Annotated in this window: 10 protein-coding genes; 7 read left to right on the top strand and 3 right to left on the bottom strand. The window is 73.5% G+C overall.

Features of this window, described 5'->3' with window-relative positions:
• Positions 1–36: 36 nt before the first annotated feature.
• The 4 genes from DNK53_RS13495 (at position 37) to pcrA (ending at position 4,841) form a co-directional block, all read left to right on the top strand.
• On the top strand, positions 37–1,446 hold the full coding sequence (locus DNK53_RS13495; protein ID WP_110182842.1) for an APC family permease: 1,410 nt from the start codon (positions 37–39) through the stop codon (positions 1,444–1,446).
• A gap of 1 nt (position 1,447) precedes the next feature.
• The gene (locus tag DNK53_RS13490; RefSeq protein WP_110182841.1) at positions 1,448–1,918 is read left to right on the top strand and encodes a universal stress protein; all 471 of its coding nucleotides are present in this window, start codon (positions 1,448–1,450) and stop codon (positions 1,916–1,918) included.
• 81 nt (positions 1,919–1,999) lie between these two features.
• Positions 2,000–2,356: a hypothetical protein gene (locus DNK53_RS13485; RefSeq protein WP_110182840.1), complete on the top strand. Its 357-nt coding sequence runs from the start codon at positions 2,000–2,002 to the stop codon at positions 2,354–2,356.
• Between the two features lie 34 nt (positions 2,357–2,390).
• Entirely contained in the window at positions 2,391–4,841 is a 2,451-nt protein-coding gene (gene pcrA, locus DNK53_RS13480) for a DNA helicase PcrA (RefSeq protein WP_110182839.1), read from the top strand.
• 62 nt (positions 4,842–4,903) lie between these two features.
• Here the strand turns inward: pcrA and DNK53_RS17840 are convergent, their stop codons facing one another.
• Positions 4,904–6,001: a M23 family metallopeptidase gene (locus DNK53_RS17840; RefSeq protein ID WP_204163918.1), complete on the bottom strand. Its 1,098-nt coding sequence runs from the start codon at positions 5,999–6,001 to the stop codon at positions 4,904–4,906.
• A 302-nt stretch (positions 6,002–6,303) separates the two neighbouring features.
• Complete coding sequence (locus DNK53_RS13470) at positions 6,304–7,659, bottom strand: cryptochrome/photolyase family protein (protein ID WP_110182838.1); 1,356 nt, start codon at positions 7,657–7,659, stop codon at positions 6,304–6,306.
• Between the two features lie 135 nt (positions 7,660–7,794).
• Here DNK53_RS13470 and sucC point away from each other — a divergent pair, with 135 nt between their 5' ends.
• The gene (gene sucC, locus DNK53_RS13465; protein WP_110182837.1) at positions 7,795–8,961 is read left to right on the top strand and encodes an ADP-forming succinate--CoA ligase subunit beta; all 1,167 of its coding nucleotides are present in this window, start codon (positions 7,795–7,797) and stop codon (positions 8,959–8,961) included.
• A gap of 18 nt (positions 8,962–8,979) precedes the next feature.
• Complete coding sequence (gene sucD, locus DNK53_RS13460; protein WP_110182836.1) at positions 8,980–9,861, top strand: succinate--CoA ligase subunit alpha; 882 nt, start codon at positions 8,980–8,982, stop codon at positions 9,859–9,861.
• A 96-nt stretch (positions 9,862–9,957) separates the two neighbouring features.
• On the opposite strand, the gene DNK53_RS13455 is transcribed toward sucD, so the two are convergent.
• Positions 9,958–11,856, bottom strand: a complete 1,899-nt coding sequence (locus DNK53_RS13455; protein ID WP_110182835.1) for a SigE family RNA polymerase sigma factor — start codon at positions 11,854–11,856, stop codon at positions 9,958–9,960.
• Positions 11,857–11,982: 126 nt separating this feature from the next.
• Between DNK53_RS13455 and DNK53_RS13450 the strand changes: the two genes are divergently transcribed.
• Positions 11,983–13,305, top strand: coding sequence for a cell division protein PerM (locus tag DNK53_RS13450; RefSeq protein ID WP_204163917.1), 1,323 nt, complete (start codon positions 11,983–11,985; stop codon positions 13,303–13,305).
• Positions 13,306–13,315 lie beyond the last annotated feature (10 nt).

The raw sequence follows: 13,315 nt of genomic DNA, 5'->3' as shown, positions 1-13,315 counted from the left end.
CGTTTCACGCCCGGGGGGAGGGGGAACCGCAGCGGGGTGAACGACTCCGCGACGGCGAGCACGGCTCCTGCCGGGCAGGAGACCGACGACTCCGAGCTCAAGCGATCCATCAGCGGCCGCCTCCTCTTCTTCTACGTCCTCGGCGACGTCCTCGGCTCCGGGATCTACGTCCTCATCGGTGCGGTGGCCGGCGTGGTCGGCGGGGCGTTCTGGATCGCCTTCGGCGTCGGTGTCTCGGTGGCCGCGATCACCGGCCTGGCCTACGCCGAGCTGGCGACGAAGTACCCCCGGGCCGCGGGGGCGGCGCTCTACGTCAACCAGGCGTTCGGCAACCGCGCGCTCACCTTCCTGGTGACCGTCAGCTTCCTGGCCGCCAGCTTTGCCGCCGCCGGATCGCTGGCGACGGGGTTCGCGCGCTACTTCGGCGAGCTCGAGCTCTTCGACTCGCCCGCGCTGGTGATCGCGATCGTCTTCCTGCTGGTGCTCACGCTCGTCAACTTCCTCGGGATCACCGAGTCGGTGGTCGCCAACCTGGTGATGACCTGGGTGGAGGTGGCGGGTCTGGTCATCATCGTCGCCATCGGCATCTGGCACGTCGCCCAGGGCGGGGTCGACTTCGGGGTGCTGACCGAGTTCGAGACCGCGGAGGGCGAGAACGCGATCTTCGCGATCATCGCCGGCGTGGCGCTGGCGTTCTTCTCCATGACCGGCTTCGAGAACGCCGTCAACGTCGCCGAGGAGACCAAGGAGCCGGAGAAGGCGTTCCCCCGCGCGCTGATCGGCGGCATGGTGGTCGCCGGCATCATCTACGTGCTGGTCTCGGTGACCGCCGCCCTCACCGTCGGGGTGGACACCCTCAAGGAGTCCGAGGTGGCCCTGCTCGAGGTGGTCAAGGCCGACCTCGTCCCGGTCCCGCTCGGCTTCCTCACCATCCTCTTCACGGTCATCGCCTGCGTGGCGATCACCAACACCACCCTGGTCGCCGTGGTCACCCAGCCCCGGATCCTCTACGGCATGGCCCGGGAGGACGTCGTCCCGCGGGTCTTCGGCCGCATCCACCCCGGTCGGCGCAGCCCGTGGGTGGGCCTCCTCTTCTCGGCGCTGGTCCTCCTCCTGCTGCTGGTGATCGGCACCTGGGTCACCGAGGCCACCGACGGCAGCCTGGACCTGGTCGCCCGCCTCGCCACGGTCACGGTCGTCTTCCTGCTCTTCATCTACGCGCTGGTCATCACGGCCGCGCTCAAGCTGGGCGACCAGGACGCGCACGAGCACACCTTCCGGGCCAGCCGCCCCCTGCTCGGCGTCGGACTGGTGGGCAACCTGGTGCTGCTGGGGTACGTCGTGTGGGACGACCCGTCGTCCCTGCTGTGGTGCGCGGCCCTCGTGGCGGTGGGCCTCGTCCTCTACGTGGTGCAGTATGTGGTCAGTCGGAGAAAGGCAGCCTGAGATGCACGTCGTCGTCGCGACCGACGGGTCGAAGCAGTCGTTGGCCGCAGCCCGTCACCTGAAGGCCTTCGCCGACCCGGCGAAGGTCACCACCGTCACCGTGGTGGCGGTGGTGCGTCCTCTCGCCGCGGTGCCCTTCGCCGACGACCTCCCGTCAGGGGGAGCGAAGGCCTCGGACACCGCCTCCTTCCGCTCCGCCGCCGAGAGCGCAGTCGCCAAGGTCGCCGAGGCGTTCGAGGGCTGGGGCCCCAAGGTGCAACGGCGGATCCGGAGCGGGTCGCCGGCCAACGAGATCCTCAAGCTGGCCAAGCAGGTCGAGGCCGGTCTGGTCGTGGTGGCGAGCGGCAGCCGGGGGATCAGCGACACGGTGCTGCTGGGCAGCACGGCGCAGCGGGTCCAGCAGTACGCGCCCTGCCCCGTCCTGGTAGTCCGGCCGGCGCCGCGGTCGCGGCGTCCCTCGAAGAAGGGCTGAGCCGAGAAGGTCGAGCGGAGAAGGGCCGAGCGAGGCAGGGCTGAGGGCGGCGGGCCCGAGGCCGACGGCTACCCTTCGGCCATGGATCTCCTGCGGCTCGTCCTGCTCTTCATCCACGTCCTCGGCTTCGCCGCCCTCCTCGGTGGCCTGCTCGTGCAGCTCTCCGCCTCCGAGCGGAGCGTCAACTCGCTGATGCGCGACGGGGCCGGCACCGCGTTCCTCGCGGGCCTGCTGCTGGTCGGCGTCCTGGAGTCGGTGGGCGACCCGGACCACGCCAAGATCGGCGTGAAGTTCGCGATCGGGCTCGTCATCCTCGTCCTGGTGATGGCCAACCTGCGCAAGCCGCGCATCCCCGACGGCCTCTACTACGGCCTGCTCGCGCTCACCGTCGTCAACATCGCGGTCGCCGTCTTCTGGAGCCCCGCGCACGCGGCATGAGCCGTCGGTGCCGCCGCGTAGGGTGGAGCCTGCGATGAGCAGCCCCTTCACCCTCCCCGGTCTCGAGCACCTCCAGGCCCCCCAGCAGCCCTCCGCCCCAGGCGGCGCCCCCGGTCGCGGAACCGGTCGCGGACCGACCCCCGAGCAGCTGCTCGAGGGCCTCAACGAGCCCCAGCGCCAGGCCGTCGTCCACGAGGGTGCGCCCCTCCTGGTGGTCGCGGGCGCCGGCTCGGGCAAGACCCGGGTGCTGACCCGGCGCATCGCGTGGCTGGTCGCCCAGCGGCAGGCCCACCCCGGCTCCATCCTGGCCATCACCTTCACCAACAAGGCCGCGGCCGAGATGAAGGAGCGCGTCGAGCAGCTGGTCGGCAAGCGGGCCCGCCTGATGTGGGTCTCCACCTTCCACTCCGCCTGCGTGCGGATCCTGCGCAAGGAGATCGACCGGCTGGGCTACAAGTCCGGCTTCTCCATCTACGACGCGGCCGACTCCAAGCGGCTCGTGACGCTGGTGCTGCGCGACCTCGAGCTCGACCCCAAGCGCTACCAGCCCGGCGCGGTCCTCAACTGGATCTCCGACCAGAAGAACGAGCTGCGCGACCCCGACGACGCCGCGAAGGACACCCGCAACGGGTTCGAGGAGGCCTACGCCAAGGTCTACTCGGTGTACCAGCAGCGCCTGCGCGAGGCCAGCGCGCTGGACTTCGACGACATCATCATGCACACGGTCCACCTCTTCCAAGCCTTCCCCGAGGTCCGCGAGGCCTACCGGCGCCGCTTCCGGCACGTCCTGGTCGACGAGTACCAGGACACCAACCACGCGCAGTACGCGCTGGTCCACCAGCTCTGCGCCCACGACCCCGAGGAGATCGGCAGCGCCCCGGCCGGGGAGCGGGTCGACCCTGCCGAGCTGATGGTCGTCGGCGACGCCGACCAGTCGATCTACGCCTTCCGCGGCGCCAACATCCGCAACATCCTCGACTTCGAGCAGGACTTCCCCGACGCCACCTCGATCCTGCTCGAGCAGAACTACCGCTCGACCCAGACGATCCTCACCACCGCCAACGCGGTCATCGGCAACAACAAGGGCCGCAAGCCGAAGCGGCTGTGGACCGACGCCGGCGAGGGGGAGCGGATCGTCGGGTACGTCGCCGACGACGAGCACGACGAGGCGCGCTTCGTCTCCGACGAGATCGACAAGCTCGTCGACACCGGGCTGCGCGCGGCCGACGTGGCGGTCTTCTACCGCACCAACGCGCAGTCGCGGGTCTTCGAGGAGGTCTTCATCCGGACCGGCCAGCCCTACAAGGTCGTCGGCGGGGTCCGGTTCTACGAGCGCAAGGAGGTGCGCGACGCCCTCGCCTACCTCCGGGTCCTGGTCAACCCCGACGACGAGATCTCGCTGCGCCGGATCCTCAACACGCCCAAGCGCGGGATCGGGGAGCGCGCCGAGGCGTGCGTCGCGGCGCTCGCCCAGCGCGACGGCACCACCTTCTGGGACGCGCTCGTCCGGGCCGAGGAGGCCCCCGGGCTGGCGACCCGGTCGCTGCGCAGCATCGCCTCCTTCGTGGCCGTGGTGCAGGAGCTGATGTCGATGGTGGCCGCAAGCGAGCGCGCCGACGTCGTCCTCGAGTCGGTGCTGGAGCGCTCGGGCTACCTCGCGGAGCTCGAGGCCTCCGACGACCCGCAGGACGGCACCCGGGTGGAGAACCTGGCCGAGCTGGTGGCCGTGGCCCGCGAGTTCTCCGAGGACCCGGTCGCCGCCCCGTCGGCCGACCCGGCCGACGTCGACGCCGGGACCGTGGCGCCGGGGCTGGCCGACTTCCTCGAGCGGGTCGCGCTCGTCGCTGACAGCGACCAGATCCCCGACAGCCCCGAGGAGCAGGACCAGGGCGTCGTCACGCTGATGACCCTGCACACTGCCAAGGGGCTGGAGTTCCCGGTCGTCTTCCTCACCGGGCTCGAGGACGGCGTCTTCCCCCACATGCGCTCGCTGGGCGACCAGACCGAGCTCGAGGAGGAGCGGCGCCTCGCCTACGTCGGCATCACCCGGGCCCGGGAGCGGCTCTACATCTCCCGCGCGGTGGTCCGCTCCGCCTGGGGAGCCCCCTCGCACAACCCGGCCTCACGCTTCCTCGACGAGCTCCCGGTCGACCTCGTCGACTGGCGTCGCACCGAGGCCGCGCAGACCCGGTGGTCGCGCCCCGACCTGTCGGCGGGCTCCCGGGCGGGTCTCGGCTCCCCGACCGCGGCCGGGCGACGGAACTTCTCCTCCGCCGCCCTCCGCGCCGACGCCGCCGCCAAGGCCCGGCCGTCGCGGCCGATCCCCTCGCTGTCGCCGGGCGACCGGGTGGTCCACGACTCCTTCGGCCTGGGCACGGTCGTGACCCTCGAGGGCGAGGCCGAGAAGTCGGTGGCGTCCATCGACTTCGGCTCCGAGGGTGTCAAGCGGCTGCTGCTGCGCTACGCCCCCGTCGAGAAGCTGTAGGCCTGCGAGGCCGGGCAGGGCGCAGCGGCAGGGCCCGGCGGGTGAGGCTCAGCGGGTGAGGCTCAGGGGGTGAGGCCGTGCTCCATGAGGCTCGCGTAGGGATCCACCGGGCCGCCGCCACCGGGGCGGATCTCGAGGTGGAGGTGCGGACCGGTGGAGTTGCCGGTGCTGCCGACCGTGCCGATGACGTCGCCGCCGGCGACCTGGTCGCCGACGCTCACGTGCATGCTCGCCTGGTGGCAGTACCAGAGCTCGGTGCCGTCCTCGAGGGTCAGCACGGTCTTGTTGCCGTAGGAGCCGTCGTAGCCGACCTCGGTGATGGTCCCGTTGGCGACCGCGCGGAGCGGGGTGCCGGACGGCGCGGCGAAGTCGAGCCCGGTGTGCACGGTGGACCAGAGGCTGCTCGACATGCCGAAGGTGGCCGAGAGGCGGTAGCCCTCGACCGGCATCACCCACTGGTTGGCCTCGATCTTGGCGGCCTGCTTGTCGGCCTGGACGGTGAGCGTCTCGAGCGTCCTCGAACGCTGGGCCGCGGCCTTCTCGGCCTTGGCGACGAGCTTGGCCTCGACGCGCTCCTCGGCCGCGAGGCGGCTCGAGTCGCGGCTCACGACCCCGGTGCGTTCCTCGAGGATCTGCTCGGCGGCGCCGGTGTCGGAGACCGCCGCGGCGGCGGTGATGCCCGAGGTCGCGGAGTGCGAGGTGTCGGCGGCGGTGGGGCCGGCGACCGTGAGCGCGCCCCCGGCGGAGACGGCCAGCGCGGCGACACCCGCGAGGATCGGGCCGGAGGGGAGCGCCTTGAGGAAGGCGCCGCGGTCGGCCGACGGCGTCCGTGCGGCGCGACGGCGACCGGTGGCCGGGGTGAGGATCTCGGTGGTCGCCGAGGGCGAGGAGACGCGGAGGGGGCCGGGGTGCGACGTCGCGGGAGCGGGGGTGCGCTCGACCTCGACGCGGGAGACGCGGGCGGGGCGGGCCTTCGGCGCGGAGAGGGACCGGGCGGGGCGCGCAGCGCGCTTGGGCTCCGGGCGGGCGGCGCGCTTGCCCGGGCGGTTGGCCGGGGCCGCGTGGGCCGCGGCGGCCGGCTGGCTCGCCGGGAGGGAGGGGGCGACCTCGCGGACGACGGCGTCGGGGCGGACGGCCGCGGGGACGGCGGCACCCTCCACGGGGGCGGTGGCGGATCGCCGGGTGACCAGGGGCTTGCGCGCAGCGCGAACCTCCGAGGTTGCGCGGCGGGAGCCGCGCTCAGCTCGGTGGTTTCCCATAGAGGTTTACCTCGCAAGTGTCGGGGGTACGACGGGCCAGCAGGCCGGACAACTCGGGCGACTGTACCGGATGCGCTCGCGCCTCCGGAATGCCCGTCTTCCCAGTGTGGAACAACGGGCGACCCCGCGTGGCAAAACCGCAGGACGGGCCCGTGCTCCCGGTCCAGACACGCGGGCCGAGTGGGCAGGATCACACGGACGGGTCAGCGCACCTGCTCGTAGCGGCGCAGTGCCTCGCGCCGTTCCTCCGCGTGGTCGACGACCCGCTCCGGGTAGCCGTGCGCGTAGCCCTGGGGGTGTCGCCAGGGCTCGTGGGCAGCCGCCCCGGGGAGGTGCGCGAGCTCCGGCACCCACCGTCGGACGTAGTCGCCGTCGGGGTCGAACCGCAGGCCCTGCCCGACCGGGTTGAAGACGCGGAAGTAGGGGGAGGCGTCCGTCCCCGTCCCTGCCACCCACTGCCAGCCGTGGTTGTTGGAGGCCAGGTCGGCGTCGACGAGGTGGTCCAGGAACCACCGCGCGCCCAGCGGCCACCACACGTGCAGGTCCTTGGTGAGGAAGCTGGCGGTGACCATCCGCAGCCGGTTGTGCATCCAGCCCTCCGCCAGCATCTGGCGCATCCCGGCGTCGACGTAGGGGAAGCCCGTGCGGCCCTCCTGCCACGCGGCGACCGCCTCGGGGTCGTGGGAGTAGTCGAGTCCGTCGAGCGCGGGTCGCAGGTCGGCCCAGGCGGAGTCGGGACGGTGGTGGAGCACGTCGGCGTAGAACTCCCGCCAGCCGAGCTCGGTGACGAACCGGTCGACACCCGCTCCGCGCCGCCCGGCCAGGTCGGCCAGGAGCGAGCGGGGGTGCAGCACCCCGAGGCTGAGCCAGGGCGAGAGCCGGGAGGTGCCGTCCCGGTCGGGTCGGTCGCGGCCCTCGTCGTAGCCGTCGAGCAGGTCGTCGCGGAAGTGGCGCCACCGGCGCCACGCGGCTTCCTCTCCCGCGCCCGGCAGGGAGGCGGGAGCGGCCGCGCGGGCCTCGTCGAGGAGCGCGACGGCGTCGGGGTCCGAGCCGCCTGCCAGCAGGTCGGGGGAGCGGGGGGTGCGGGCCGGGGCGGGCCACCCCTCCTCGCGCCACGCGCGCGCCCAGGGGGTGAACACGCGGTAGGGCTGCCCGGAGCCGTTGCGCACCCGGCCCGGCCCGACGGCGTACGGCGATCCCGTCGCCACCCAGCCGGCCAGGCCCTGCTCCGTCAGCGCCGCCTGCACGGCGCGGTCGCGCCCGGCGCCGTACGGCGTGGTCTCCGCCGAGACGTGCACGGAGCCGGCGCCCACCTCGGCGACCACGCGGGGCACCACCTCGACCGGGTCGCCCGCCCGCACCACGAGCCGGCCCCCCAGGCGCTCGTCGAGGGCGCGCAGGGTGAGCGCCAGCCACGAGCGGCGCACCGGGGAGGCCCGGGCCAGCAGGCGCGGGTCCAGGACGAAGAGCGCGAGCGACGGTCCCTGCTCCAGGGCGGCCAGCAGCGCCGGGTGGTCGCGGGTCCGCAGGTCCCGGCGGAACCACGTCACGGCGGTCATCCCGCCACGCTACTCACCGGTCGGGAATCGGGGCCGCGTCCACCGCGGACCCCGGACTCGGGAACCGTCGGGGGCCGGGTCTAGGGTGCCCTGAGGAATCCCCGGACTGTCAATGAGAAAAAAAGGACTGGGTGGATGTCAGACCTGATGGAGTACCAGGCGAAGGAGCTCTTCGCCAAGCACGGCGTCACGACGACCCTCGGCAAGGTCGTGGAGACCGCCGAGGAGGCGCGCGCCGCTGCGGAGGAGATGGGCGGCGTCACCGTCGTCAAGGCCCAGGTCAAGGCCGGCGGCCGTGGCAAGGCTGGCGGCGTGAAGCTCGCGAAGACCGCGGACGAGGCCTTCGAGCACGCCTCCAACATCCTCGGCATGGAGATCAAGGGGCTGCGCGTCAACCGGGTCCTCGTGACCCCGGCGACGCCTCCGGTGGAGGAGTACTACTTCTCCTTCCTGCTGGACCGCGCGAACCGCTCGCACCTGTGCATCGCCTCGGTCGAGGGTGGTGTGGAGATCGAGGAGGTCGCCAAGACCAACCCCGAGGCCGTCCGCAAGATCAACGTCGACGCCCTCGAGGGCGTGACGCCCGAGAAGGCCGCCGCGATCGTCGACGAGGCGAAGTTCCCCGCCGAGCTGCGCGACCAGGCCATCGAGATGGTCCAGGCGCTGTGGAAGGTCTACACCGAGGAGGACGCGACCCTCGTCGAGGTGAACCCGCTGGCCCGCCTCGAGGGCGACAAGCTCGAGGCGCTCGACGGCAAGGTCTCGCTCGACGAGAACGCCGAGTTCCGCCAGGCCCACCACGCCGACTTCGTCATCCGTGACGAGGAGGACCCGCTGGAGGCCAAGGCCAAGGACAAGGGCCTCAACTACGTCAAGCTCGACGGCCAGGTCGGCATCATCGGCAACGGCGCGGGCCTGGTCATGTCGACCCTGGACGTCGTCGCCTACGCCGGCGAGGCGCACGGTGGGGTGACCCCCGCCAACTTCCTCGACATCGGTGGCGGCGCCAACGCGCAGGTCATGGCGGACGGCCTCGACGTCATCCTCCACGACCCGCAGGTCAAGAGCGTCTTCGTCAACGTCTTCGGCGGCATCACCGCCTGCGACGAGGTCGCCAACGGCATCGTGGGCGCGCTCGGCATCCTCGGCGACGAGGCCACCAAGCCGCTGGTCGTCCGCCTCGACGGCAACAACGTCGAGGAGGGCCGCCGCATCCTCACCGAGGCGAACCACCCGCTGGTCACCCTCGTGGACACCATGGACGGAGCGGCCGACAAGGCCGCCGAGCTGGCGAACGCCTGAGACGGAGCAGCGACAAGCATGAGCATCTACCTGAACAAGGACTCGAAGATCATCGTCCAGGGCATGACGGGTGGGATGGGCTCCAAGCACACCACCCTCATGGTCGAGGCGGGGTCCAACATCGTGGGCGGCGTCAACGCCCGCAAGGCCGGTACGTCGGTCGAACTCGGCGGCAAGGAGCTGCCGGTCTTCGGCAGCGTCGCCGAGGCCATGAAGGAGACCGGGGCCGACGTCTCTGTCGTCTTCGTCCCGCCGGCCTTCACCAAGGACGCCTGCATCGAGGCGATCGACGCCGGCATCGGCCTGCTCGTCGTCATCACCGAGGGCGTCCCGGTCCAGGACACCGCGGAGGTCTTCGCCTACCTCGACGGCAAGTCCACCCGGATGATCGGTCCCAACTGCCCGGGCATCATCACGCCCGAGGAGTCGCTGGCCGGCATCACGCCGCACACCATCGCGGGCAAGGGCCCGGTCGGCCTGGTCTCCAAGTCCGGCACGCTGACCTACCAGATGATGTACGAGCTGAAGGACTACGGCTTCACCACCGCCATCGGTATCGGCGGCGACCCGATCATCGGCACCACGCACATCGACGCCCTCGAGGCCTTCGAGAACGACCCGGAGACCAAGGCGATCGTGATGATCGGCGAGATCGGCGGCGACGCCGAGGAGCGGGCCGCGGCCTACATCAAGGAGCACGTCACCAAGCCGGTCGTCGGCTACGTGGCGGGCTTCACGGCTCCCGAGGGCAAGACCATGGGCCACGCCGGCGCCATCGTCTCGGGCTCCTCGGGCACCGCCCAGGCGAAGAAGGAGGCCCTCGAGGCTGCCGGTGTCAAGGTCGGCAAGACGCCGTCCGAGACCGCCGCCCTGATGCGGGAGATCCTCGAGAAGCTCTGAGCCCAGGCTCACCGGACGCCCCGACCGCCGCCAGGTGGTCGGGGCGTTCGTCGTCCGTGCCGCTTGCCGTGCCCGTCCCCGTGCCCGCCCTCCGGATCAGGGGGCGAAGCGGGGCAGGCGCTCCACCGCGCGGCGGGAGAGCCACACGAAGTCGTCGCGCCCCATCGTGCGTCCCTGGGTCGGGGTGAAGGTCGCCTGCGCGACCTTGTCGCCGTGGCGCATGATCGCCATGAGGAACTCCAGGGAGCTCTCGTCGGGCAGCGCCAGCTCGAGGCGCCAGACCGAGAGGTCGACCTTCTTCTCGGTCCGGTGGAAGAGCCGCGAGACCTCGGTGCCGAAGCCCTCCTGCGCGCACTGGGCCAGCCGGGAGCGGACCTGCTCGACGAACCCACGGCCGACCTTCGGCGTCCGCGCGACGGCGGCGGACTGGGTGAGCCCGAACTCGTCGGCCCGCTTGCCCTGGAGGAAGAGGAACGTGCGGGTCCGGCTGTCCCGCAGCCCCTTGGCCTGGAAGGTGGTCCGGTCGCAGCGGGTCTGCGCGGTGTTGGTGCGCGCCGGCTTGGGGGCGGTGCCGACCCAGGGGCCGATCGCGCCGGCCACCGGCGGCAGGTCGAGCTCGGTCAGCATGCCGGGGGCGGCCTCGGCGACCGGGACGGCGACGGGACGGGGGCGCGGAGGCGTGGCGCAGGAGCCGGCGCCGGGGGTGCCGCAGGACGCGTTGACCGCCGCCGCGAGGAGCTGTCCGGCCGGCTTGGGCGCGGGACGCAGACCGGGGACCCGGCTGGACGTGACGGTCACGTGCTGGCCGGAACGGGCGACGCCGAGGTGGACGGTCCGGGTGGGTCCCTGCCAGCTGCGGAGCGTGTAGAGGCGCGCCTCGTCGCCCACCCCGCGCAGCTCGTGCGCGGCCAGCAGCTGCAGCCGGGGGGCGGTGCAGTCGGCGACCCAGTCCTGGACCGTGCGGAACGCCGTCGCCGCGGCCTCGGGGGAGGCGGAGAGCTCGGTGAGCTGGATCGCGTCCGCGCGCACCTCGGGCGGGGCCGCTCGGCGGGCGCGCCGCTGCTTGCCGCCGTCGCCGTCGCCGCGGCCGCCGGACGGGGCGGTCTCGGGCCGGGTGCTGCCCTCGAAGAAGCGGACGAGCGTGCCGAGGCCCTCCGGGTCGGCGTACCGGGTCGCCTGGCAGGGCAGCACCAGGCCGTCGCCGCCGGCGTTGTCGTGGGTGTCGGCCTCGGCCCACTCCAGGCCGCGGCCCAGGCGACGGGCCTGCGTGGCCTGCAGCAGCGAGTCCTCGCTGAGGGTGGGCACGACCTCCTCGGGCTCGACCTGGGTGGCCCGGCGCTCGAAGCCCTGCTCGCCGAGGCTCGCGTCGACGGTCTCGCCCTGGGCCACGACCATGCCGCTGAGCACGACCGCCGCGGCAGTGCCGACGACGCCGAGCAGCGTGTGGGTACGCCGCCGGGCGGTGCCGGCGCGGCGCAGGATCGTGCTGCGCGGCCAGCGACCCCCGGCGGTGGTGGCCCGGAGCTCCTCGAAGAGCGCCCCCACCTCGGCCTCGGGGACCTCGCGGGCGGCGGCGAGCGCCGCCGTGCCGGCACGGACCAGCTCGCGGGCGGTGGTCTCGGGGACGCCCACCTCGCGGGCGATGCCCGGCGTGGGCAGGGCCGGCAGGTGGGTGAGGACGAGCGCCTTGCGCTGGTTGCCCGACAGCCCGGCGAGAGCGTCGAGCGTCGCCGCCACGCCCGCCGGCACGTCCTTCTCCTTGTGCCACGGGCGGGCCGTGTGGCGGTGCCGGGCGCGGCTCCAGACGAGCGGGCGCAGCCACCCGACCTGGTCCCGGCGGTGCCGCACCTTGTGCCAGTGGTGCCAGGCGACGGCGAGGGCGTCGCGGACCGCCGTCCGGGAGACGTGCAGGTCGCCCGTGAGGGCGTACGCCTCGGCCAGGAGGGGGTCGCGCACGGCCTTGTAGAGGTCGTCGAAGTCGTCCGCGTGCGTCATGGCACGTCCACGGTACGGGAGCGCCCCTCGCGCCCGCAGCGGAGTCCGGGATTCCCGGGCGGCGCCCCGACGGGGTCGGCGTGCCTGCGCCGGGAGGCTCCGCGACGGGGTGATGATGACGAGGTCATGACCTCGCTGCTGCCCTCGACCGCGTCCGCGGGACGGGCGACCCCCGACGAGCCCACGGCCGGGCCGAGGCGTCGCCCGGTGCTGCTGCTGGCCTCGTCCGCCGGCGTCCTGGCGGCCGGGCTGTCGCTGCTGGTCTGCGTCCTGCTGGCATTGCTCGGCTGGTTCCTCAGCGACCTCGGGGTGCACGGGGAGCCCCGCTCGGCGCTCGCCGCCGGGGCCGGTGGGTGGCTCGTGGGCCACGGGTCGGGGATCGTCGTGCGCGGCGCCCCCGTCACGCTCGTGCCCCTCGGGCTCACCCTGCTCGCGGCCTGGTGCACCTGGCGGGTGGCCCGCGGGCTGGGGGAGCGGCTCTGGGCCCACGGGCCCGACGCCCACGACCTGGCCGACGGTGCTCGTGACTGGACGGTCCCCGTCGGCGTCGCCGGCTTCGGGGCGGGGTACGCCGCGGTGGCGCTGGCGCTCGGCTCGGCCCTCGGAGAGACGTTCCCCTCCGCCGGCGGGTCGGTCCTGCTGCGCGTCCTGGCGCTCACGCTGCTCGTCGCCGGGCCCGCCGTCGCGACCGGCTCGGGCCGCGCGTCGGTGTGGGCGACCGGGCTGCCGCCCTGGGCGCGGCACGCCGCGAGCACGGCCCGGCACGCCGTGCTGCTCCACCTGCTGCTCGCGACCGTGCTGCTGCTCGGCGCCCTGCTGCTCGACCTCGACGAGGCGGCCAACCTCGTCGAGCGGCTGCACACCTCGCCGGGCGAGACGGTGCTGCTCGTCCTGGTCTCGCTCGCCCTCCTGCCCAACGCCGTGCTCTGCGCCGGCGCCTTCCTGGCGGGCCCGGGCTTCGCGGTCGGCGGCGCGACGCTGGTCTCGCCGGGCTCGGTGGTGCTCGGCCCGCTCCCGGTGCTGCCCCTGCTGGCCGCCCTGCCCGACGAGGGCGCGCCCCTGGCGTGGCCGTGGCTGGTCATGCTGGTGCCCGGCACCGTCGCGGCCGTCGCCGCCGTCCGCACCCAGCGCCGCCGCCCGACCCTGCGCTGGGACCACGGGGCGCTGCGGGGCTGCGTCGGGGGAGTGGGTGCGGGGCTCGTGCTCACCGCCCTGACCGCGCTCGCCGGGGGCGCGGCCGGGCCCGGCCGGATGCGCTTCGTGGGGCCGCTGACCGGCGACGTGCTCGTCCACCTGGTCACCGCCATGGGGATCGGCGGCCTGCTCGGCGGCCTGGCCGTCACCTGGTGGCAGCGGCACACCTCCGAGCCGGCCGACGAGCCGGTCGACGAGCCGGCCGAGCCGGCCGCGCCGGTGGACGGCGACGGCCCCACCCCCGACGGTCACTAGACTTCCCGGC

It is taken from the genome of Nocardioides solisilvae, from assembly GCF_003194625.1.
In the GTDB taxonomy this organism is placed as follows: domain Bacteria; phylum Actinomycetota; class Actinomycetes; order Propionibacteriales; family Nocardioidaceae; genus Nocardioides; species Nocardioides solisilvae.
The sequence above is the reverse complement of the archived record's forward strand: the minus strand, read 5'-3'. Positions and strand labels throughout refer to the sequence as shown.